Source organism: Klebsiella sp. H-Nf2 (assembly GCF_002806645.1).
In the GTDB taxonomy this organism is placed as follows: domain Bacteria; phylum Pseudomonadota; class Gammaproteobacteria; order Enterobacterales; family Enterobacteriaceae; genus Klebsiella; species Klebsiella variicola.
Genome location: NZ_PIBL01000008.1, coordinates 23,368 through 45,119, shown reverse-complemented (window position 1 = coordinate 45,119; position 21,752 = coordinate 23,368). Strand labels below are relative to the sequence as shown.

Sequence of the window (21,752 nt, the reverse complement as noted above, 5' to 3'; positions counted from 1 at the left end):
TGCTCAGGAGGAAGGCGATGGCTCTGGTCATTGAATTTACATGTGATTTGCCCAACGGCGTGCATGCGCGTCCGGCCAGTCTGGTCGAAACGCTGTGTAATCGTTTTTCATCAGCGATTGAGTGGCGGAACTTGCGCCGCGAGACCGGTGGAAATGCCAAGAGCGCGCTGGCGATTATCGGCAGCAATACCCTGAAGGGCGACGCCTGCCAGCTGCTTATCAGCGGCGAAGATGAAGCTGAGGCATTCGCCGCGTTAACGGCTTTTATGCGCGATGAATTTCCCCACTGTGACGCGCCGCTGCCCGCTGCGCCAACGCTGGATGTCCAGCCGGTGCCAGAGTCACTTTCGCGGCTGAACCCGACGCTGTTTCATGCCCGCCCGGTGTGCGCCGGCAGCGCGGGGGGAACGCTGGTTCATCTCAAATCACGCGATCTGCACGAGCTGGGTGAACTGCCCGTCGCCGCCAGTCCCGAACAGGAGCAGGCGGCACTGGATAATGGCCTGCGGCTACTGGTGAAAGATATTGCGCTGCGGTTGCTGGACAACGACGGCACCGCCAGCGCGATCCTGGAAGCTCACCGTTCGCTGGCGACGGATGCCTCGCTGCGCCAGCACCTGCTTGGCGGTATCCTCACCGGGCTGAGCTGCGCCCAGGCGATTGTCGCCACCGGCGACCACTTCTGCGCCCAGTTCCGCGACTCCGGTAACCGCTATCTGCAGGAGCGGGTACTGGATGTCCGCGACGTTTGCTTCCAGCTGTTGCAGCATATCTACGGCGAAGCCCGTTTCCCGGCGCCGGGCCAACTGCGGGAAGCGGCCATTTGCCTTGCCGACGAGCTGACCCCCAGCCAGTTTCTGGAACTGGATAAAACGCATCTCAAAGGGCTGCTGCTGCGCAGCGGCGGCACCACCTCGCATACCGTGATTCTGGCACGCTCATTCAATATCCCTACTCTGGTGGGCGTGGATTTAGCCGCGCTGCTGCCGTGGGTGGATACGCAGGTGCAGATTGACGGCAACGCCGGGCTGCTGGTGGTGGATCCGAGTCCAGCGGTGGCACGCTACTATCAGCAGGAGGCCTGGCTACAGGCGCAAATCCAGCAACAGCAGCAGGTATGGCTGGATAAAGCCGGGCAGACGCAAGATGGTATCCGTGTGGAGATCGCCGCCAATATCGCCCATTCGGTGGAAGCGGTGGCGGCATTCAACCAGGGCGCGCAGTCGGTAGGGTTGTTCCGCACTGAAATGCTGTATATGGATCGCCCGAGCGCGCCGTCGGAAGATGAGCTGTACAACATCTTCTGCCAGGCGCTGGAACCCGCTGCCGGGCGCAGCATTATCGTGCGGACTATGGATATCGGCGGTGATAAGCCGGTGGCCTATCTCAACATCCCTGCGGAAAACAATCCGTTCCTCGGCTACCGCGCGGTGCGCATCTATGAAGAGTATCAGGCGCTGTTTCACACTCAGCTACGGGCAATTTTACGCGCCTCGGCACACGGCTCGCTGAAAATTATGATCCCCATGATTTCATCAATGGAAGAGATCCTGTGGGTGAAAGAGCGACTGGCGGAGGCCAAACAGTCGCTGCGCGCCGAGCAGATCCCGTTTGATGAAAAGATCCCGCTCGGCATCATGCTGGAAGTGCCGTCGGTGATGTTTATCATCGATCAATGCTGTGAAGAGGTGGATTTCTTTAGCATCGGCAGCAACGACTTAACGCAGTATCTGCTGGCGGTCGATCGTGATAATGCGAAAGTGACGCGCCATTACAACAGCCTGAATCCCGCCTTCCTGCGCGCGCTGGACTATGCGGTACAGGCGGTGCATCGACAGGGGAAATGGATCGGTCTGTGTGGCGAACTGGGGGCCAAAGGATCGGTGCTACCGCTGCTGGTAGGCCTCGGTTTAGATGAATTGAGCATGAGCGCGCCGGCGATCCCGGCGACCAAATCGCGCCTGTCCCAGCTGGACAGCCGCGCTTGCCGCCAGCTGCTGAATCAGGCCATGCAGTGCCGTACCTCACTGGAAGTGGAGCATCTGCTGGCCCAGTTCCGCATGCGTCAGCAGGATGTGCCGCTGGTGAGCGCCGAGTGCATTACGCTGAACAGCGACTGGCGCAGCAAGGAGGAGGTGCTGAAAGGGATGACGGATAATCTGCTGCTGGCCGGACGCTGCCGCTATCCGCGAAAACTGGAGGCTGACCTGTGGGCCCGCGAGGCGGTGTTCTCTACCGGTCTGGGCTTTAGCTTCGCCATTCCGCACAGTAAATCCGAGCATATCGAGCAGTCGACCATCAGCGTCGCCCGCCTGGCGCAGCCGGTGGTGTGGGGCGATGAAGAGGCGCAGTTTGTGATTATGCTGACGCTGAACAGGCACTCGGCGGGCGATCAGCATATGCGGATTTTCTCGCGGCTGGCGCGGCGCATTATGCACGCGGAGTTCCGTCAATCTCTGGTATCCGCGGAGAGTCGCGAGGATATCGCTGGCCTGCTGCGCCGCGAGCTGGAACTGTGATCCACGCACCGGCCAGCGGTGCTGGCCGGAATGCGCTTTACAAATCCAGCACTAACCGGCCGCCTTTGGCGCGCGAGCAGCAGATCAGCATACTCTGCTGGCTGGCTTTCTCTTCCTCGCTGTAATACAGATCGCGGTGGTCGGCTTCCCCCTCCAGAATCATCGTTTCGCAGGTGCCGCACACCCCTTCGCGGCACAGGCATTCCACCTTCGCCGCTTTGTTATTCTCAATAACCTGCAAAATGGTCATGTCCTGCGGTACGGTAAATTCGCGTCCGGAACGCGCCAGCACCAGGGTAAACGCCTCTCCGCCTTTATCCTCAACGATAAACTGCTCAAAGTGCAGCTGACTGGCGGGCACCTGATGGCGTTCGGCGGCGGCTTTCACCGCCTCGTTAAGCGCCGCCGGGCCGCAGGTATACACGTGGGTCCCGGGCTCGAGGTCGGCGAACAGGCTCGGCAGGTCGAGACGGCTGCCGAGCGCTGATACATGAACATTGACCCGATCGCGCCACGGCGCGGCGCTGAGCGCATCGACGAAAGCATTATTGTCGGCATCGTGGAAACAGTAGTGCAGCTGCCAGTCGGCCTGCCGTTGTTCCAGTTCAGGAATATGCGCTAAAAACGGCGTGATGCCGATGCCGCCGGCGATCAGCAGATGTTTTCGCGCCTGTGGTTCGATGGCGAACAGGTTGTTGGGCGTGGACACCGTCAGGGTATCGCCCGGGCGCACCTGCTGGTGCATAAAACGCGAGCCGCCTTTGGAAGGCGACTCAAGACGCACCGCAATCTGCCAGCTGGTGGTATCCAGCGGCGAGCTCATCAGCGAGTAGGCGTTACTGTAGCGCTGCGCGCCATCCTGCATCTGGACGATAATATGGCTGCCGCCGCTGAATGCCGGCAGCGGAGCGCCGGTCGGCGATACCAGCGTAAAACGCTTCACAAGGGGGGTGATCTGTTCAACATCGCGAACGATCGCCTCAAACATTTGATAATCAGACATCGCTGAACTCCATCAAAAAATCCCGGCGTGGCCAGCGCCGCCGCCGGGAGAGGACATTTACAACCCCTGGCAGAGATACTTCATCTCCAGGTAATCTTCGATTCCGTGTTCCGACCCTTCGCGGCCAAGGCCGGACTGCTTCACTCCGCCAAATGGCGCGACTTCGTTGGAAATCAGCCCGGTATTGATGCCGACCATCCCGTATTCCAGCTGCTCGGAGACGCGCCAGATACGGGCGGCATCGTTGCTGTAAAAATAGGAGGCGAGGCCGTAGATAGTGTCATTTGCCTGTTCGATGACCTGCTGCTCATCGTCAAATTTCACCAGTGCCGCCACCGGGCCGAAAATCTCTTCCTGCAGCAGCAGTGACCCCGGCTGTACGTCGCCGATCACCGTAGGGGTGAAGAAATTACCGCCCAGTGGGTGCGCTTTACCGCCGGTTAACAACGTTGCGCCGCGGGTCAGGGCGTCGTCAAGCAGGGACTGGACTTTGCGCCCGGCGTCGGCGTTGATCAACGGACCAATCTGTACATCGGACTCGCTGCCATCGCCAACTTTCAGGGCGGCGACGCGGGCCACGAACTTATCGCAGAATTGGTCGTAGATGGCGCGATGAATATAGAAGCGGTTGACGCAGACGCAGGTTTGCCCGGCGTTGCGGAACTTGGCGATCAGCGCTCCCTCGACCGCTTTATCGATATCGGCATCGTCAAAGACGATAAACGGCGCGTTACCGCCGAGCTCTAAAGAGAGCTTTTTGATGGATTCCGCGCACTGGCGCATCAGCACGCGGCCAACTTCGGTCGAGCCGGTAAAGGAGAGTTTACGCACCCGCTCATCGCCGGTGAACACCGCGCCAATTTCGCGCGACTGGCCGGTAACGACGTTAATGACGCCCTGCGGGATCCCGGCCTGAATAGCCAGTTCCGCCATCGCCAGCGCGGTAAACGGCGTTTCGTTAGCCGGCTTTATCACCATCGTACAACCCGCAGCCAGCGCCGGGCCGGCCTTACGGGTGATCATCGCCGCCGGGAAGTTCCACGGGGTGATCGCCGCGCAGACGCCCACGCCCTGGCGGATCACCATCAGGCGTTTATCCGCGCCAGGGGAGGGGATTATTTCGCCGTTGGTGCGTTTGCCCTGTTCGGCAAACCACTCGATAAACGAGGCGGCATAGGCGATTTCGCCTTCCGCCTCCGCCAGCGGCTTGCCCTGCTCGGCGGTCATGATCTGCGCCAGCGCGGTTTTGTTTTCGAGGATCAGGCGGTGCCAGTTTTTCAATAGCGTGGCGCGCTGAGCGGCGGTTAATGCGCGCCAGGCCGGCAGCGCGGCCGCAGCGGCATCCACAGCCTGCTGCGCTTCCGCCCGACCCATATTAGGGATCTGGCCGAGCGCCGCGCCGGTGGAAGGATTGCTGACGGCAAGCGTCGTGCCGTCGGCGGCGTCGCGCCAGCTTCCGGCAATCAGCGCCTGCTGGCGAAACAGATCTGAGTGAAACACGGACATAGCAAACTCCTTCAACGATTACGGCTGGAACACCTGGGCCACCAGATTGTGGAAATGGGCGATACCGTGCTCGGAGATACCGCTGCCGCTGTTATCCGCCATAATGCGTCCCTGGCCGCGATAGCCGCGGGACTTCAGCCCCTTCTGCACGCTTTCCACCAGGCGTAAATCTTCCGGGCGGAACACGTCGCGATACCACTCAATCAGCGCTTTCTGATCGTCAGTCAGCTCTTCGTTGGTGAAATAGATGTCGTAATTCTGCAGAGTGGTCTCTTCATCCACCGGGAATTCATAGATCACGGTCATCATGCCCTTGATCGGCGTGACGTTGAACATGGTGCACGGCCATAGCCAGAAACCGTGGAACGCGGCTTCGGTACCTTCTTCGAATTTAAACGACTGCTCGGACGGCTTGGCGAAGCCATACTGCAGCGTCCATTTGCCGTGCATGGTGTGCCAGTAACGGTCAACCTGTACGGAATCCGAGAAGCCCGGGTGCGCCGGGCCGCAGTGGTAACATTCCAGATAGTTATCGACGATATTTTTCCAGTTCGCCGGGGTGAGAGTGGTAAAGCGCGCCGCCAGTTTCAGATCATGCACGTCCGGGCAGGCTTCCAGCACTTTGTCCTGCAGGCCCGGCAGCTGTGTTTCCACGCTCTCGGCTTCCGGGTTCAAATTGATAAACACAAAGCCGGCATACTCTTCAAGGCGAACCGGCACCAGCTGCGCCTTTTCGCTATCGAAATTCGCCACGTTTTCGCAGTTGCGGGCGTGGGCGAGATTGCCGTCAAGCTTGAAGGCCCAGGCGTGATAGGGGCAGGTAATCACGTTTTTGGCTTTACCTTCACCGCTCAGCAACTGGTGGCCGCGGTGCGGGCAAACGTTATAGAAAGCGCGCAGAATGTTGTCGCGGCCGCGGACGATAACGATATTTTCGCCGATGATTTCTCGGGTTATGTAATCGTTCGGCCTGGCGACCTCGCTGCCGTGGGCGACGCAAATCCAGCTATTGGCGAAGATGCGCTCTTTCTCGTGCTCAAACGCCTGGCTGTCGGTATAAAAACGGGCCGGAATGGTCCAGGCATCCTGCGGATTGGCGCAAAAATTAATCGGCAGCGTAAAGTCAGGGCTCAAATTGCTCATGTAAGGTCACCTTGTGATTATTGTCAGTAAGAGGTTTTACAGCGACTGGCCGTCGCCTTTGAGTACCGTGCCAACCGGTAGCGTCTCGGCTTTAATCATTGGCTCGGGCGTATGGGTTTCTATCTGATTGACCGGCACGTGGGCGTAGTCCTGTTTTAACCAGCGCACGAAGCCGCCAGTCTTAATCAGCAAAATGGCAAGGAACGGTAGGGCGGTCAGTACCACGGTGGTTTTCATGGTCTCAAGCGAAGCCCCAGTAAACAGAATCGATAGCGGGATGAGGGTGATCACCACGCACCAGAACAGGCGCATGCCGCGATCCGGATCTTCGCCTTCGCGCAGGTTGCGGGTGCTGGTCGCCGCCATGGTGTAGGCCACCGCATCCATGTGCGAGGCGAGGAAAACAATCATCACGAACAGATAGGCGGCGAGGAACAGCTTACCTGCCGGCAGCGACATCAGCACCTGCTGGACGGCGGTTTCGCCGCCGAGAGTCTGCATCACCTGCGGTACGTTAATCACGCCGTTAACGAACTGGTGCATGGCGTAGCTTTCCATCACCCCGAAGAAGAACCAGCAGCCGGCGGTGCTACCGAGGAGCAGTCCCCAAATGACCTCTTTGATTTTGCGCCCGCGGGAGACGCGAGTGACGAACATCGCCACGCCTGGGGTATGGGAGATCCACCACAGCCAGTAGAAGACGGTCCAGTTGCGGGTAAAGGCGCCGTCGCCGAGGGGGTCGGTAAACAGGCTCATCTGCAGGAAGTTTTGGGTGGTGAGGCCAATGGCGTTGATAACGTTATTGGTGATGAATTCGGTCGGGCCAACCAGTAATACCACCAACGGCAGCAGGAACGCGCCCCAGCCGACCATTTTGCTCAGGCGCTGCAGGCCGTTGTTGATGCCAATCCACGAACTCATGCAGAAAATGCCGCCGGAGAGCAGGATCACAAACGCCTGCACGGTGAAGTTATCCGGCAACCCGGTCAGCGCTGACAGGCCGCGGGTGAAGGTGGCGGCAGTGACCACCAGCGAAATGGTTAACGCGCCGACGGTGGCGATCAAGAACATCAGGTCGACCAGACGGCCCCAGAAGCCCTGCGGACTCACTCCGGTGATTGCTGAAATGATCCCGGAGAGGCTGAGGCCTTTATTTTTCCGCACGTGGAAGTGATAGGCCATGATCAGCGAGGCGAGAGTGTAGGTCGCCCAGGCGCTAACCCCCCAGTGGAAGAAAGAATAAGGGATGCTGTATTCCAGCGCTTTCGGCGATTGCGGCGCAATGTTCAGGCCCGGGGTCTGGTAGTAATAAGCCCATTCGGCAACGCCCCAGTACAGCGTGGAGGAGCCGAGCCCGGCGCAGATAAACATAAACAGCCATGAGAGGGTACTGTATTCGACTTTGCCTTCGCCGAGACGGATATTGCCGTATTTGCTGGTTGCCAGATAGAGCACCAGTCCCAGTGCCAGCAGCACCAGTACCTGTACCGTGGAACCCAGCAGCCGGGTCACGCCGTTAAAAATCGAATCAGCCGCCTGCGCGGTTTGGTGGGGGAAGAGACTTAATGTAGCGGCGATGAAAACAATGGCCGCCAGGCTGATGGCAATCAGCGGCACATCTTTTTTCTTTACGTTGCTCAACATGGGTGATCTCCTGGGCATGATTGCCCGTAGGTGGCTTTAGCCTGTCGTTGTTATCACGCTGTAGGGTCAAGGTTCGTAGCAAAAAGCTATTAACAATCGGATTATTTCTTCGTTACATGAATTAAACAATTGGCCGATTCGTGAAGCAATAAAACACGGAACGGAAATAATAAAAGGTGAATTGGCGCAGGTTCTTTCCTTTCAGGAATTAATAAAGTTCACCGCTGTGATGCGGTCCACTTGTCAGTTGTAGGGTTTTCTGCTTAGTGAAAAGAGAGGGGGCTAGCGGGCCAGGCGAGCGGGTTTTCCCGGGTAGCGGCTACGCCTTACCCGGGCTACTCACGGTGCCGTTTTTTACCGGGTGGCGGGTAGCGCCTTACCCGGACGATATTCTCGTGCCATTGTAGCCCCGGTAAGCGTAGCGCGACCGGGGAGCGGCCGGGGTAATTACGCCAAAATGGCTTTGCAGATAGCGTCGCTGACCTGTTGCGTTGACGCGCTGCCTTTCATATCCGGGGTTTTCGGCCCGCTGGCAATCACCTGCTCAATCGCCGCCAGGATCCCGTTGTGGGCGGCGTGATAGCGCTCGTCGCCGTTACCGAGGAAATCGAGCATCATCGCCCCGGCCCACACGGTGGCGATCGGGTTGGCGATATTTTTACCGTAGATATCCGGCGCGGAGCCGTGAACCGGCTCGAACAGCGATGGGAAGGTGCGCTCCGGGTTGAGATTGGCCGATGGCGCAATACCGATAGTGCCGGTACAGGCCGGGCCGAGATCGGAGAGAATATCGCCGAACAGATTGGAACCGACCACCACGTCGAAACGCTCCGGCTGCAGCACGAAGCGGGCGCACAGGATATCGATATGCTGCTTGTCCCAGCGAATATCCGGATAGTTTTTGGCCATCTCTTCCACTCGCTCATCCCAGTAGGGCATGCTGATCGCCAGACCGTTGGATTTGGTCGCCGAAGTCAGCGTTTTGCGTGGGCGGCTTTGCGCCAGTTCGAAGGCGTAGCGCAGGATCCGGTCCACGCCGCGGCGGGTAAAGACCGACTCCTGAATCACTACTTCATGCTCGGTGCCTTCATTGGCGCGCCCGCCAAGGGCGGAATATTCGCCTTCGGTATTTTCGCGCACCACGTAAAAATCAATATCACCGGCCTTTTTACCCGCCAGCGGGCAGGGGACGCCGGGGAACAGACGCACCGGACGCAGGTTGACATACTGGTCGAACTCGCGGCGGAACTTCAGCAGCGACCCCCACAGCGAAATGTGGTCGGGAACGGTATCCGGCCAGCCGACGGCGCCAAAGTAGATAGCATCGAAGCCCTGCAGCTGCTCGCGCCAGTCGTCCGGCATCATCTTGCCGTGATGAGCATAATATTCACAGCTTGCCCACTCCATCTGCTCGAAGCTCAACGACAGATCCCAACGCTGTGCGGCGGCTTGCAGCACGCGAATCCCTTCAGGCAGAACTTCTTTGCCAATTCCGTCACCCGGGATGGCGGCAATACGACAGGTTTTTTTCATTCCGGTTCTCACTTTTTAGCGATGATGTTTGACCACCTGCCTATCCTATAATTGACTGGTTCATAATTAATCACGCTAACTGGTGAAACATAAAACACAGATCATGAATAATCTGCCGCTGCTAAATGATTTACGCGTCTTTATGCTGGTCGCTCGCCGGGCCGGGTTTGCCGCCGCCGCCGAGGAGCTTGGCGTATCACCGGCGTTCGTCAGCAAGCGGGTTTCGCTGCTGGAACACACCCTGAATGTGGTGTTGCTGCACCGAACTACCCGCCGGGTCACCATTACCGAGGAGGGGGAGCGGATCTACGAGTGGGCGCAGCGCATTTTGCAGGATGTCGATGAGATGATGGACGAGCTTTCCGACGTGCGTCAGGTGCCGCAGGGAACGCTGCGTATTATCAGCAGCTTCGGCTTTGGCCGCCGGGTGGTGGCCCCGGCGCTGTCGGCGCTGGCCCTTCAGTACCCGCAGCTGGAACTGCGTTTCGATGTCCAGGACCGGCTGGTGGATTTAGTCAATGAAGGGGTGGATCTCGATATTCGCGTCGGTGACGATATCGCGCCGAATCTGATTGCCCGCCAGCTGGCGTCCAACCACCGCGTGCTCTGCGCCTCGCCGCAGTTCCTTGACCGCCATCCACCACTGAAGCAGCTGAGCGATCTGGCCGCCTTACCCTGCCTGGTGATTAAAGAGCGCGATCATCCGTTTGGCGTCTGGCAGTTGCACAGCAAAGAGGGGCAGCACGCGATCAAGGTGACCGGGCCGCTGTCATCCAACCATGGTGAAATTGTGCACCAGTGGTGTCTGGACGGGCAGGGAATTGCGTTACGTTCATGGTGGGACGTCAGGGAGAATATCGCCAGCGGCCATCTGGTGCACGTGCTGCCGGAATTCTTTCAGCCTGCCAATGTCTGGGCGGTCTACGTCTCCCGGCTGGCGACGTCGGCCAAAATTCGCACCACCGTGGAGTTTCTGCGCCACTACTTTCAACTGCACTATCCGCAGCATGAGCCGACGGCCAGGGCCGTCGGCGGAGGCGATTAAACCCCAAGGCGGTCGCGCAGACTATAGTAGGCGGCGCCCATGGCGGTAAAGGGAATGCGCAGGCTGCGGCCGCCCGGGAACGGGTAGTGCGGCAGTTTGGCGAAGGCGTCGAAGCGCTCGGCGTCGCCGCGCAGCAGCTCTGAAATCAAGCGTCCGGCGAGGTGGGTACAGGTCACGCCGTGGCCGCTGTAGCCCTGCATGTAGTAAATATTGTTATCGAGACGCCCGAACTGCGGCATCCGCGACAGGGTCAGCAGGAAGTTGCCGGTCCAGCGGTAGTCAATTTTTACCCCCTGTAGCTGCGGGAAGGTTTTCAGCAGCTTGGGCATAATCAGCCGTTCCACGTCGTCCGGATCACGTGCGCCGTAGACCACGCCGCCGCCGTACAGCAGGCGGTTGTCGCCGGTCAGACGGTAGTAGTCCAGCAGGTAGTTACAATCTTCCACACAGTAGTTTTTCGGGATCAGCGAGCGGGCGACCTCTTCCGACAGCGGGGCGGTCGTCACCACCTGGGTGCCGCACGGCATGCTGCGTTTCGCCAGCTCCGGCTCCAGCTTGTCACCGAGATAAGCATTGCCGGCGACGATGACGTAGCGTGCGGTCACCTGGCCGCGCGCGGTACTGACCACCGCCGGGCTGGTGTGCTGGATGCGAGTGACCGGCGACTGCTCATACACCCGGCCGCCGTTCAGGCGAATGGCGTCCGCTTCGCCGATGGCGAGGTTTAGCGGGTGAATATGGCCGCCGCTGTGGTCGAGCAGGGCGCCGACGTAGCGGTCGCTATCCACTTCGCGACGGATTGCGTGGCTGTCCAGCAGTTCCAGCTGGGTGTTGCCGTAGCGCTCCCAGTTGGCTTTCTGCTCTTCCAGGGTTTCCAGTTGCTTATGGTTCATCGCCACAAACAGGCCGCCCGGGCGGTAATCACACTGGATCTGGTAGCGCTGGATGCGCTCGCGAATAATATCGCCGCCTTCGAACATCATGCTGCCGAGCATTTTGGCCGCATCCGGGCCGTAGTTCTTCTCAATGACGTCGATATCGCGGCTATAGGAGTTGACCAGCTGACCGCCGTTGCGGCCGCTGGCGCCGAAGCCGATGCGCGCCCCTTCCAGCACCACCACGTCGTAGCCCATTTCGGCCAGATGCAGGGCCGAGGAGAGGCCGGTGTAGCCGCCGCCGACGACGCAGACGTCGCAGCTTATCGATTCGTCCAGCGTTGGGAACGGTTCATACTTGTTGGCGCTGGCGGCGTAGTAGCTAGTGGTATGTTCAGTCATGATCAAGACTCCAGGGCAATCCAGATGGTTTTCAGTTCGGTGAATTTTTCCAGCGCGTGCAGCGATTTATCGCGCCCGTTGCCGCTCTGCTTGTAGCCGCCGAACGGAACGGTCATATCACCATCGTTATAGTTGTTGACGAAGACCGAGCCAGCCTTCAGGCGACGGCTCATGCGGTGGGCGCGTGACAGATCGCGGGTCCACACCGCGGCGCCGAGGCCGTAGTCGCTGTCGTTGGCAAGCTGCAGCGCCTCTTCTTCGCTTTTGAAGCGCGTGACCACCAGTACCGGGCCGAAGATTTCTTCCCGGCTGAGGGTCGATGCCGGGTCGACGTCAACGAAAATGGTCGGGCCGACGGCGGCAGGCCACGGGTTTTTCCGCCCGTCGAGGAACAGCGTGCTTTTGGCTTCGCCGCCGCGGATAAAACTGTGCACGTTGTCGGCATGGGCGTTATCAATCAACATGCCCATGGTGGTGTCCGGATCGAGCGGGTCACCCGGTTGCCAGTGTTGCGCCTGCGCTTTCAGCAATGTCAGAAATTCGTCGGCGATGCTCTCCTCCAGCAGCAGGCGGGTGCCAGCGATACAGACCTGGCCCTGGTTATAGAAGATGCCGCCGGCGGTGGTGTTGACCGCTTTTTGCAGATCCGGGCAGTCGGCGAAGACGATGTTGGCGCTCTTGCCGCCCGCTTCCAGCCATACGCGCTTCATATTGCTGTCGCCGGCGTCTTTCAGTAGCTGCTTGCCGGTACGGGTGGATCCGGTGAAGGTGATGACTTCGACGTCAGGATGCAAGGCCAGCGCCTGTCCGGCCTCGTGGCCAAAACCGCTAACCACGTTCAACACGCCGTCCGGGAGTCCGGCCTCTTTCGCCAGCCCGGCCAGACGCAGGGCGGTGAGTGGTGACTTTTCCGATGGTTTGAGGATCACGCTGTTGCCTGCCGCCAGCGCCGGGCCAAGCTTCCAGCAGGCCAGCAGCAGCGGAAAGTTCCACGGTACCACCGCGGCAATGACGCCAATCGGTTCGCGGACGATCATCGCCAGCTCGTTGCTGCCGGTCGGCGCGACTTCGCCATAGACTTTATCCAGCGCTTCGGCGTACCAGCGGATGGCGCGGGCGGCGCCGGGAATATCGTCGCGCAGGCTGTGGCGGATCGGTTTGCCGGTATCCAGCGTTTCCAGCAGCGCCAGCTCTTCACGATGCGCTTCCATCAGGTCGGCAAATTGAGTGAGAACCGCTTTACGTCGGGCCGGAGAGGCCTGCGACCAGTCGCCGTTATCAAAAGCCTGGCGCGCGGCTTTCACCGCCAGGTCGACGTCGGCTTTTTTACCACGGGCGACCTGCGCTAATGTCTGCTGCGCGGCAGGGTCAATGGTTTCAAAGGTGGTATTATCGGCCGCGGCGCAATATTCGCCGTTAATAAATAAGCGCGTTTCAATGGCCAGGTTTTTCGCTTTTTCCTGCCAGTAAGCCAGGTGCTGAAAATTCATCATGACTCCTTAAAAACATTATCGGCAAATTAATCAGTTCGGCGTTTTCAGGCTGCACGGGGGCGCTGCGCCAGGCGCAGGGCATAGTGTATCCCCGGAGTTGAATACCGTTTATTTCCCTGGAATTCGACAGGTTGTTTGCAACCCGAATTATTCAGGGGCGAGCCGCCATTCACAGGCGTTAATTATTTCAGGGCCAACAGGAAATAATATTCCGTACGGCACAGGCGTTATTACTGCGAGTTCTTCGCCGCGACGAAAATAGCTTTTCCGTCGCGACAGGCCTGAAGAAAGCCTGAACCTCGTTCAGGCTAAATAATCAGAATGTGGTGGGGGTGTGGGCACTGATGATGCGGCAGATGCCTGCCGAGGTGTTGCTGAAGCTGTGCGGGATGCCGGTATTAATGGCATAGCTTTGTCCAGCCACCAGGTGGTACGACTGACCGTTAATGGTCAGCACGATCTCACCTTCCAGTATGGTGCCTATCTCCTCACCCTGATGCTTAATTCTCTCCCCGGTCGTGGTTCCAGGCTGGTAAGTTTCAAAAATCATCGCCAGCGTACGGTTCGGATTTCCGTTATGAACCAGTTTCATGGAAACGCCCTGACTCCCCATCTCAATCAGGTCATCCTGATTAATGACCACCTGGGGTTCGTCCGGCTTTTCGGGTTCAGAAAAGAATTCCGAGAGCGACAGCCCATAGACTTTCAGCAGCTTTTGCAGCGTACTGATGGCAGGACTGACTTTATCCTGCTCTATGGTGCTGATGGCACTATGTGTTAACCCAGACAGTTCGGCGGCACGACGCTGTGAGAGACCCAGCTGTTGGCGGATCTCTGACAGACGTTTCCCTGGCGCCAGTCCGTCATCGCTCATATTTGCATTTCCTTAACGGTAGTGGTCAGCGCCGCCGCTTTTCAGCATGATGGCCCTGACAGGCGGTGATAAAACCATCAAACAACATACGCGACAGGGCGTATTCGCTACTGTTCCATTCAGGATGCCACTGTACGCCCAACGCGAAAGGATGATCGTTCACGCTGACCGCTTCCACCAGTCCATCCGGCGCTCGTGCCTCCACGCGCAGCTGCGGACTCAGAGTTTTCGCCCCTTGCCCATGTAGCGAGTTTACCCAAAACGTGTTGCAGCCCGGTATCAATTGCGACAGCAATCCTCCTTCCTGAACCTCAACCTGATGGGACGGCGCATACTGCTGCTCGACGGGCAGTTCAGGATCTTCACGATGTTCAAGGAGCTCAGGCTGCTCGAACAGACGACGATACAGAGTCCCGCCGGTGGCGACAACCAGTTCCTGCAGTCCACGACAGATGGCGAAAATGGGGATGCGCCTTTCGAGTGCGGCGTTAATCAGCGCCATGCTCAGAAGATCACGCCCGGGGTCGGCGTCAGGCTCATCGCCGTTTTCACCATAAAGGTGCGGCTGCACATTACTGGGACTGCCTGGCAGGTAAATCCCGTCCAGTTTATCGACTAACGCGTTCAGCAGCTCCGGCTCCGCCAGCGCATGCGGCAGGGCGATCGGCAGTCCGCCGGCGTTAACAATGGCATTCAGGTACTTTTCTTGCAGAGTCTGGGTCTGGTGACCCTTAAGCCTGTTTCTACACATCACGACGCCAATAACTGGCTTGTACATTATATTTTCCATGATCGCCCTCACAAAGTGGACTAAATTATGACCGCTATAGCGGGTTTAACGGCCATATCGTTCAATATTTTCTCAATCTAGCAGTGGAAATAGCCCTTTGCAAACTTAATTTAACATTTGACAAACAATTTGTTTGCATACACAGTCGATGGGGTGGACATTATATTTAACGGTCTGAGCACAGGACCGAAACCCAACCAACGGCGGTGAATCATGGAAACCAATATCGTAGAAGTTGAGAATTTTGTTCAGCATACGGAAGAGAGACGGGTCAGCGCATTCGCGAAAGAAGTGAAGCGCTACCTCGAAACCTACCCCGATACCCAGTATGTCGATGTCCTCCTCACCGACCTGAACGGCTGCTTCCGCGGCAAACGGATCCCGGTTGCCGGCCTGAGTAAACTGGAGAAAGGCTGTTATTTCCCGGCCTCGGTGTTTGCGATGGATATTCTTGGCAATGTGGTGGAAGAGGCCGGTCTGGGTCAGGATATGGGCGAGCCGGATCGCAGCTGCATCCCGGTACCTGGCACCTTAACGCCTTCGGCGGCTGACCCACAATCGATAGCCCAGGTACAGCTGACCATGGTTGATGAAGATGGCGCTCCCTTTGACGTTGAGCCGCGGAACGTACTCAACCGCCTCTGGCAGCAGTTGCGCCAGCGCGGGCTGTTCCCCGTGGTAGCGGTAGAGCTGGAGTTCTATTTACTGGACCGCAAACGCGATGCCGAAGGCTACCTCCAGCCGCCGTGCGCGCCGGGCACCGACGATCGCAACACCCAAAGCCAGGTCTACTCTGTCGATAACCTGAACCACTTTGCCGACGTGCTTTATGACATCGACGAGCTGGCCAAACTGCAGCTGATCCCCGCCGACGGCGCGGTGGCGGAAGCCTCGCCGGGCCAGTTTGAAATCAACCTTCACCATACCGATAACGTGCTGGATGCCTGCGATGATGCGCTGGCGTTAAAACGTCTCGTGCGTTTAATGGCGGAGAAGCATAAGATGCACGCCACTTTTATGGCGAAGCCTTATGAAGAGCATGCTGGCAGCGGGATGCACATCCACATCAGCATGCTGAACAATAAAGGGGAAAACGTGCTGGTGGACGGCGACGGGGAAGACTCCGCGCTGCTCAAACGCGCGCTGGCCGGGATGATCGATCTGATGCCGGCCTCGATGGCGCTGCTGGCGCCAAACGTGAACTCGTATCGCCGCTTTCAGCCGGGGATGTACGTCCCGACGCAGGCTTCGTGGGGGCATAACAACCGTACCGTGGCCTTGCGTATTCCGTGCGGCGAGCGGCAGAACCACCGCGTCGAGTATCGCGTGGCGGGGGCGGACGCCAACCCGTATCTGGTGATGGCGGCGATTTTTGCCGGCATTCTGCACGGGCTGGATAACCCCCAGCTGCCTTTGCAGGAAGAGGTGGAAGGTAACGGTCTGGAACAAGAGGGCCTGCCGTTCCCGATCCGCCAGAGCGATGCGCTGTGGGAGTTTATGCAGAACGATCATCTGCGCGAGCGCCTCGGTGAGCGTTTCTGCCACGTTTTTCATGCCTGTAAGCATGATGAATTACTGCAGTTTGAGCGTCTTATCACAGAAACCGAAATTGAGTGGATGTTGAAAAACGCCTGATGGTCGCCCCGCGAGGGGCCCATGAGTTTGGTAATCAGTAGCATCATACGGCCTGAGCGGAGCCTGGTCGTCCTTTTTGCTGGGAGCCCAGCCATTTCCCGGATGTCGCGTTAAGGAGCGCAGGCGGCAACGGGGCTTCAGTTAACGACACAGTGTGTGACGAGGAAATGAGATGATGCAGATGTTCAAATATCCGCAGGGAGAGGGAGGCCGCTCTGGCCGCATTGGATGCCAACCAGCTACCGCTCACCGGTCCGTCTTACCCTTTTATTTACGCCTTACCCCTTTGCTAAGCAGGTTTGTCACGCGGACGTTGTACCCGCAGACTGTTATCAGCAAAGGGGGAATGAGCGATGGCTATTAATCTTCCTGCGCAAGATGCCGCTCAGGCGGGCAGACCTGGTCTGCGGAAATCACTCAAACTCTGGCAAGTGGTGATGATGGGGCTGGCCTATCTCACGCCGATGACGGTGTTTGATACCTTCGGCATTGTCTCCGGCATCAGCAATGGTCACGTACCGGCGTCTTATTTGCTGGCGCTGGCGGGCGTGCTGTTTACCGCTATCAGCTACGGCAAACTGGTGCGCCAGTTTCCGGAAGCCGGCTCCGCTTACACTTACGCGCAAAAATCCATCAGTCCGCACGTCGGCTTTATGGTTGGCTGGTCGTCGCTGCTGGATTATCTGTTCCTGCCGATGATCAACGTCCTGCTGGCGAAGATCTATCTCTCGGCGCTATTCCCGGAAGTACCGCCGTGGGTGTGGGTGGTGACCTTTGTTGCCATCCTCACCGCCGCGAACCTGAAAAGCGTTAACCTGGTGGCTAACTTCAATACCTTGTTCGTGTTGGTGCAGATCTCGATCATGGTGGTATTTGTCATTCTGGTGGTGCAGGGGCTGCACAAAGGCGAGGGGGTGGGGACCGTCTGGTCGCTGCAGCCATTTATCAGCCAGAATGCCCATTTGATCCCGATTATTACCGGCGCGACCATTGTCTGCTTCTCGTTTCTCGGCTTCGATGCGGTGACCACGCTGTCGGAAGAGACCCCTGATGCCGCGCGGGTGATCCCGAAGGCGATTTTTCTCACCGCAATGTATGGCGGCATTATCTTTATCGCCGCGTCGTTCTTTATGCAGCTGTTCTTCCCGGATATTCATCGCTTTAAAGACCCTGATGCCGCGTTGCCGGAGATTGCGCTGTATGTGGGCGGCAAGCTATTCCAGTCGATTTTCCTGTGCACGACCTTTGTTAACACCCTGGCGTCGGGCCTGGCGTCGCATGCCAGCGTCTCCCGTCTGCTGTACGTGATGGGCCGCGACAACGTCTTCCCGGAGCGTATTTTTGGCTATGTGCATCCGAAATGGCGTACCCCGGCGCTGAACGTGATTATGGTGGGCATCGTTGCGTTGTCGGCGCTGTTCTTCGACCTGGTGACCGCCACGGCGTTGATCAACTTCGGCGCACTGGTGGCGTTTACCTTCGTTAACCTGTCGGTGTTCAACCACTTCTGGCGGCGTAAGGGGTATAACAAAACCTGGAAGGATCGTCTGCACTATCTGCTGCTGCCAATGGTCGGGGCGTTGACCGTGGGCGTGCTGTGGATCAACCTCGAGGCCACCTCGCTAACGCTTGGTCTGGTGTGGGCGGCGCTTGGCCTGCTGTACCTGACTTATCTGACCCGGCGTTTCCGTAAACCCCCGCCGCAGTTCGATGCCACCAAAGCGGAGCAGGCCTGGGAATCATAAACGTTTGATGCTGCTGTTGAACGAAGGCAGGCCCACAGGCCTGCCTTCGTTTTTGGTTCGGTAAGGGACAGTACAGGACGGTAAAGAAATCAGCAGAAAACGGCGGGGAACGGAAGGTGTTATTTCTTCTTTTTATGGACAGGTAACTGACTGGCGCGCCGCTCTTTGAGGTACGACACCAGGCTGTAAATGGCGACGCCCAGCAGCGCCACCGCGACGATAAAGAGAATAAGACCCGACATAGACCAACCTAATATTCTGTTTAGAAAGGGAAAAAGATACAGGGCTCTGTTTGAAGATAACATCGGGATATGTCTGAAAGATGACGCCTCATACCGGGAATCTTCGGCGGTGGGGTTGTGATAAAATATTTCCCGCAGGAATGTGACAGCCAGGGTTTCATCTGAAATGGCGTAACACTCCGTTAAGTGATTTTACAGAAGTGCGGTCTACAGCAGGTTACGCTGACCGCGAATAAGAATGATCTGAGAGTAAGTCATGTATAAGAAAACCCTCAGCCTGCTGGGTGTGGTGCTGGCGCTGTCTGCCTTCGCCAGCCAGGCTGAAAGTGAACGTCAGGCGAGCCGCGAACGGATCGTGGAGCAGGTCCTCAAGCCGTGTGAAGGTAAAAAAGCGGGCGATAAGGTGGTGATCACCGATCGCCGCGGCGGCGAGCACGAGGCCATTTGTACCCTGACGGCGGTTCCGCTACCGGAGTAACGCCCGCCGCAAGGGGGTTAGCGATACCGCGGCGCCGGTTGCCCGGTTCGCGCGCTGGTAAACAGCGCCAGTCTGGTCTGCTCGAAAGCCTCCCACAGTCCCAGGTCATGAACCGGCGGTAAGGTGACCTGTTCCCCCATCTCCAGTCCCCTGAGGGCGGCGTCCACCAGATCTTCTGTGGTCATCACTGTGCCGGTAGGCAGGGCGTCCAGCGCCACGCCGGAGGTCGGCCAGAGATCGGTGGCGGTCGCCGCCGGCAATACCGCCTGAATACGCACGCCGCTGTCGGCAAACTCATCCTGCAGACCGCGGGTGAAGCTCAACACCCAGGCTTTACTGGCGCTGTAGACCGCGCTGCCCGGCAGCGTATGTAGCGCGAGGATGGAGGCAATATTAATGAGCGTTCCCCGGCGTCTTGGGGTGAAAGCGGCCAGCGCGGCATAGCTCAGGCGCAGCAGCGCCGTGGTGTTGAGCGTATGAATCGCCTGGTGCTCGTGCGGCGTACTGGCGAGAAAACCCGCCATTTTTGCGGTGCCGGCGTTGTTAATGAACAGGTCGATGGCGGGATCCTGCTGCAGACGCTGCTCTACGGCGGCAATCCCGTGCTCTTCGCTAAGATCGGCTTTGAGGATGCTGGCCTGGATGGCGTAGCGTGCCTGCAGCTGGTCGGCGAGCGCCAGCAGCCGGTCTTCACGACGGGCGGCGAGGATCAGGTTGTAGCCGCGGGCGGCGAGTCGTTCGGCATAGATCGCGCCGATACCTGAGGACGCGCCAGTGATAAAAGCAGTGTGCGATGACTGGGTCATGAGAATTGCCTCGTAAAAGGTTGCATTATTAAACCAAATTCAGCATGAGATATCTGGTTTAATAATGCAACTATTTTGCCTGGCTTTTTTTATTTCTGCCTGCCGCAGGGAGCGATTAGTCGTTCAGCGGGAGGGCGATGGTGATATCCGCTGGGGACAGCTCACGGCCATCGGCCGCCTGCAGCACCAGTTTACGCAGGGGCTGACGCTGCTGGCGGTCAATGAGCCGGGTCGCCGGTTCGTTCGGGTCAAAAAGATAATCGTCTGCCCACTGGGAGAGGGCGACCAGCACCGTTTGCAGGGCACGGCCCTTGTCGGTCAGGACATACTCCTGCCAGGCGCTGCCGTCGGAGGCCGGCTGCAGGCGCAGGATGCCTTCATCCACCAGCATTTTCAGCCGCCCGGCGAGCATGTTTTTGGCAATACCGAGGTTTTTCTGGAATTCGCTAAACCGGCGCACCCCGCGCAGGGCATCACGGACGATCAGCAGCGACCACCAGTCACCGATAACATCGAGGGAACGGGCGATAGGGCAACAGCTGTTTTCCAGACGGGTACGTTTCACGAAGGCCTCCAGGTTAATTGTTTCATTATAAAACTCTTTGCCCGGCAGGGGAAATTTTCGGCTACGGTCTAAGTTTGCGAGCGATTACCAGGAAAAATGTCATAAACCCGTCACAATTAACGCGATGATAATAAATGACTAAGGATGAAGGGATGAAAAAACGTCTACTTGCCGCCGCCGTCGCCGGCGCGGTGATGTTATCCGCTGGCGCTCAGGCGCAGGACACGGCCGCCCCGGAGGGGTATCAGCTGCAACAGGTGCTGATCATGAGCCGTCACAATCTGCGTGCGCCGCTGGCCAATAACGGCAGCGTGCTGGAGCAGTCGACAGCGAAAGCCTGGCCGCAGTGGGATGTGCCGGGCGGCCAACTGACCACCAAAGGCGGCGTGCTGGAGGTGTATATGGGCCACTATATGCGCGAATGGCTGGCGCAGCAGAAGCTGGTGACCAGCGGTGAGTGCCCGCCGGAAAACGCGGTTTACGCCTATGCCAACAGCCTGCAGCGCACCGTTGCCACCGCGCAGTTCTTTATCACCGGCGCGTTCCCGGGCTGCGGTATCACGGTGCACCATCAGCCGCAGATGGGCACCATGGACCCGACCTTCAACCCGGTTATTACCGACGACTCCCCCGCGTTTCGCGAGAAAGCGCTGCAGGCGATGGAAAAAGAGCGTCAGGGGATGCAGTTGACCGAGAGCTACAAACTGCTGGAGACGATGATCGATTACCGCAACTCGCCCTCCTGCAAAGAGAAGCAGGTTTGCTCGCTGAGCGAGGGTAAGGATACCTTTAGCGCCGGTTATCAGCAGGAGCCGGGGGTTTCCGGCCCGCTGAAGGTGGGCAACTCGCTGGTGGACGCGTTCACCCTGCAATACTATGAAGGTTTCCCGAAAGACCAGGTAGCGTGGGGGGAAATCACCAGCGATAAGCAATGGCAGGTGCTGTCGAAGCTGAAAAACGGCTACCAGGATAGTCTGTTTACCTCGACGGCAGTGGCGCAAAACGTCGCCAAACCACTGGTTAAATATATCGATAACGCGCTGGTGGGCGAGGAGGCCAACAAGGCGAAAGTCACGCTGCTGGTGGGGCACGATTCGAATATCGCCTCGCTGCTGACGGCCCTGGACTTTAAGCCTTATCAACTACCTGGCCAGTACGAGCGCACGCCCATTGGCGGCAAACTGCTGTTTCAGCGCTGGCATGACAGCGCCGGCAATCGCGATTTGATGAAGATTGAGTATGTCTATCAAAGTACTGAACAGTTGCGTAACGCCGACGCGTTAACCCTGCAGGCCCCGCCGCAGCGGGTCACCCTGGCGCTTAACGGCTGCCCGGTTGACGATCAGGGATTCTGCCCGCTGGAGACCTTTAAAAAGGTGATCAACGAGGCAGCGAAGTAATGTAAAAAACCCGGAGCAATCCGGGTTTTTTAGCAGGTTAGGGTGAGCCCTGGC

At 58.3% G+C, this 21,752-nt stretch carries 18 protein-coding genes; 6 read left to right on the top strand and 12 right to left on the bottom strand.

The window, feature by feature from the left end; translation table 11 throughout:
• The first annotated feature begins 17 nt into the window (after window positions 1–17).
• Window positions 18–2,519 carry a phosphoenolpyruvate--protein phosphotransferase gene (gene ptsP, locus CWM58_RS18655; protein ID WP_100681517.1) on the top strand — a complete coding sequence of 834 codons (2,502 nt, stop codon included), beginning with the start codon at window positions 18–20 and terminating at the stop codon, window positions 2,517–2,519.
• Between the two features lie 37 nt (window positions 2,520–2,556).
• On the opposite strand, the gene CWM58_RS18650 is transcribed toward ptsP, so the two are convergent.
• From CWM58_RS18650 to CWM58_RS18625, 5 genes are all read right to left on the bottom strand, one after another.
• Window positions 2,557–3,522, bottom strand: coding sequence for a PDR/VanB family oxidoreductase (locus tag CWM58_RS18650; protein ID WP_100681516.1), 966 nt, complete (start codon window positions 3,520–3,522; stop codon window positions 2,557–2,559).
• 57 nt (window positions 3,523–3,579) lie between these two features.
• Complete coding sequence (locus tag CWM58_RS18645; RefSeq protein ID WP_061155130.1) at window positions 3,580–5,028, bottom strand: NAD-dependent succinate-semialdehyde dehydrogenase; 1,449 nt, start codon at window positions 5,026–5,028, stop codon at window positions 3,580–3,582.
• Between the two features lie 18 nt (window positions 5,029–5,046).
• A complete protein-coding gene (gene yeaW, locus CWM58_RS18640) occupies window positions 5,047–6,171 on the bottom strand; it encodes a carnitine monooxygenase, oxygenase subunit YeaW (protein WP_061155129.1) in 1,125 nt (374 codons plus the stop codon).
• 36 nt (window positions 6,172–6,207) lie between these two features.
• Window positions 6,208–7,815 (bottom strand): BCCT family transporter, encoded by a 1,608-nt coding sequence (locus tag CWM58_RS18635; protein WP_100681515.1) that lies wholly within the window; start codon window positions 7,813–7,815, stop codon window positions 6,208–6,210.
• Window positions 7,816–8,262: 447 nt separating this feature from the next.
• On the bottom strand, window positions 8,263–9,348 hold the full coding sequence (locus CWM58_RS18625) for a tartrate dehydrogenase (RefSeq protein ID WP_061155127.1): 1,086 nt from the start codon (window positions 9,346–9,348) through the stop codon (window positions 8,263–8,265).
• Window positions 9,349–9,430: 82 nt separating this feature from the next.
• On the opposite strand from CWM58_RS18625, the gene CWM58_RS18620 reads away from it, so the two are divergent.
• Window positions 9,431–10,393 carry a LysR substrate-binding domain-containing protein gene (locus tag CWM58_RS18620; RefSeq protein WP_162677780.1) on the top strand — a complete coding sequence of 321 codons (963 nt, stop codon included), beginning with the start codon at window positions 9,431–9,433 and terminating at the stop codon, window positions 10,391–10,393.
• Here the strand turns inward: CWM58_RS18620 and CWM58_RS18615 are convergent.
• From CWM58_RS18615 to puuD, 4 genes are all read right to left on the bottom strand, one after another.
• The gene (locus CWM58_RS18615; protein ID WP_061155125.1) at window positions 10,390–11,670 is read right to left on the bottom strand and encodes an NAD(P)/FAD-dependent oxidoreductase; all 1,281 of its coding nucleotides are present in this window, start codon (window positions 11,668–11,670) and stop codon (window positions 10,390–10,392) included. The genes CWM58_RS18620 and CWM58_RS18615 overlap by 4 nt on opposite strands.
• Before the next feature lie 2 nt (window positions 11,671–11,672).
• Entirely contained in the window at window positions 11,673–13,160 is a 1,488-nt protein-coding gene (puuC, locus tag CWM58_RS18610; RefSeq protein WP_100681514.1) for an aldehyde dehydrogenase PuuC, read from the bottom strand.
• A gap of 319 nt (window positions 13,161–13,479) precedes the next feature.
• Entirely contained in the window at window positions 13,480–14,037 is a 558-nt protein-coding gene (gene puuR / locus CWM58_RS18605; protein ID WP_002898590.1) for an HTH-type transcriptional regulator PuuR, read from the bottom strand.
• A 25-nt stretch (window positions 14,038–14,062) separates the two neighbouring features.
• Window positions 14,063–14,815 carry a gamma-glutamyl-gamma-aminobutyrate hydrolase gene (puuD, locus tag CWM58_RS18600; protein ID WP_072199196.1) on the bottom strand — a complete coding sequence of 251 codons (753 nt, stop codon included), beginning with the start codon at window positions 14,813–14,815 and terminating at the stop codon, window positions 14,063–14,065.
• Window positions 14,816–15,040: 225 nt separating this feature from the next.
• On the opposite strand from puuD, the gene CWM58_RS18595 reads away from it, so the two are divergent.
• On the top strand, window positions 15,041–16,462 hold the full coding sequence (locus CWM58_RS18595) for a glutamine synthetase family protein (protein ID WP_074386366.1): 1,422 nt from the start codon (window positions 15,041–15,043) through the stop codon (window positions 16,460–16,462).
• 353 nt (window positions 16,463–16,815) lie between these two features.
• Entirely contained in the window at window positions 16,816–18,207 is a 1,392-nt protein-coding gene (locus CWM58_RS18580) for an APC family permease (protein ID WP_061155121.1), read from the top strand.
• Between the two features lie 119 nt (window positions 18,208–18,326).
• Here CWM58_RS18580 and CWM58_RS18575 read toward each other — a convergent pair whose 3' ends face one another.
• Complete coding sequence (locus CWM58_RS18575) at window positions 18,327–18,449, bottom strand: small membrane protein (protein ID WP_002898600.1); 123 nt, start codon at window positions 18,447–18,449, stop codon at window positions 18,327–18,329.
• A gap of 256 nt (window positions 18,450–18,705) precedes the next feature.
• Here CWM58_RS18575 and CWM58_RS18570 point away from each other — a divergent pair, with 256 nt between their 5' ends.
• Entirely contained in the window at window positions 18,706–18,927 is a 222-nt protein-coding gene (locus tag CWM58_RS18570) for a hypothetical protein (RefSeq protein WP_061155120.1), read from the top strand.
• Window positions 18,928–18,944: 17 nt separating this feature from the next.
• On the opposite strand, the gene CWM58_RS18565 is transcribed toward CWM58_RS18570, so the two are convergent.
• A complete protein-coding gene (locus CWM58_RS18565) occupies window positions 18,945–19,733 on the bottom strand; it encodes an SDR family NAD(P)-dependent oxidoreductase (RefSeq protein WP_061155119.1) in 789 nt (262 codons plus the stop codon).
• A gap of 115 nt (window positions 19,734–19,848) precedes the next feature.
• On the bottom strand, window positions 19,849–20,298 hold the full coding sequence (locus CWM58_RS18560; protein ID WP_061155118.1) for a winged helix-turn-helix transcriptional regulator: 450 nt from the start codon (window positions 20,296–20,298) through the stop codon (window positions 19,849–19,851).
• A gap of 152 nt (window positions 20,299–20,450) precedes the next feature.
• Here CWM58_RS18560 and agp point away from each other — a divergent pair, with 152 nt between their 5' ends.
• Window positions 20,451–21,698 (top strand): bifunctional glucose-1-phosphatase/inositol phosphatase, encoded by a 1,248-nt coding sequence (agp, locus tag CWM58_RS18555; protein ID WP_032732759.1) that lies wholly within the window; start codon window positions 20,451–20,453, stop codon window positions 21,696–21,698.
• The last annotated feature ends 54 nt before the right edge of the window (window positions 21,699–21,752 follow it).

What these genes read in the sequence shown, in the direction of transcription:
- ptsP (WP_100681517.1), top strand. Translation starts at nt 18, where the DNA reads ATGGCTCTGGTCATTGAATTTACATGTGATTTGCCCAACGGCGTGCAT.
- CWM58_RS18650 (WP_100681516.1), bottom strand. Translation starts at nt 3,522, where the DNA reads ATGTCTGATTATCAAATGTTTGAGGCGATCGTTCGCGATGTTGAACAG.
- CWM58_RS18645 (WP_061155130.1), bottom strand. Translation starts at nt 5,028, where the DNA reads ATGTCCGTGTTTCACTCAGATCTGTTTCGCCAGCAGGCGCTGATTGCC.
- yeaW (WP_061155129.1), bottom strand. Translation starts at nt 6,171, where the DNA reads ATGAGCAATTTGAGCCCTGACTTTACGCTGCCGATTAATTTTTGCGCC.
- CWM58_RS18635 (WP_100681515.1), bottom strand. Translation starts at nt 7,815, where the DNA reads ATGTTGAGCAACGTAAAGAAAAAAGATGTGCCGCTGATTGCCATCAGC.
- CWM58_RS18625 (WP_061155127.1), bottom strand. Translation starts at nt 9,348, where the DNA reads ATGAAAAAAACCTGTCGTATTGCCGCCATCCCGGGTGACGGAATTGGC.
- CWM58_RS18615 (WP_061155125.1), bottom strand. Translation starts at nt 11,670, where the DNA reads ATGACTGAACATACCACTAGCTACTACGCCGCCAGCGCCAACAAGTAT.
- puuC (WP_100681514.1), bottom strand. Translation starts at nt 13,160, where the DNA reads ATGAATTTTCAGCACCTGGCTTACTGGCAGGAAAAAGCGAAAAACCTG.
- puuR (WP_002898590.1), bottom strand. Translation starts at nt 14,037, where the DNA reads ATGAGCGATGACGGACTGGCGCCAGGGAAACGTCTGTCAGAGATCCGC.
- puuD (WP_072199196.1), bottom strand. Translation starts at nt 14,815, where the DNA reads ATGTACAAGCCAGTTATTGGCGTCGTGATGTGTAGAAACAGGCTTAAG.
- CWM58_RS18595 (WP_074386366.1), top strand. Translation starts at nt 15,041, where the DNA reads ATGGAAACCAATATCGTAGAAGTTGAGAATTTTGTTCAGCATACGGAA.
- CWM58_RS18580 (WP_061155121.1), top strand. Translation starts at nt 16,816, where the DNA reads ATGGCTATTAATCTTCCTGCGCAAGATGCCGCTCAGGCGGGCAGACCT.
- CWM58_RS18575 (WP_002898600.1), bottom strand. Translation starts at nt 18,449, where the DNA reads ATGTCGGGTCTTATTCTCTTTATCGTCGCGGTGGCGCTGCTGGGCGTC.
- CWM58_RS18570 (WP_061155120.1), top strand. Translation starts at nt 18,706, where the DNA reads ATGTATAAGAAAACCCTCAGCCTGCTGGGTGTGGTGCTGGCGCTGTCT.
- CWM58_RS18565 (WP_061155119.1), bottom strand. Translation starts at nt 19,733, where the DNA reads ATGACCCAGTCATCGCACACTGCTTTTATCACTGGCGCGTCCTCAGGT.
- agp (WP_032732759.1), top strand. Translation starts at nt 20,451, where the DNA reads ATGAAAAAACGTCTACTTGCCGCCGCCGTCGCCGGCGCGGTGATGTTA.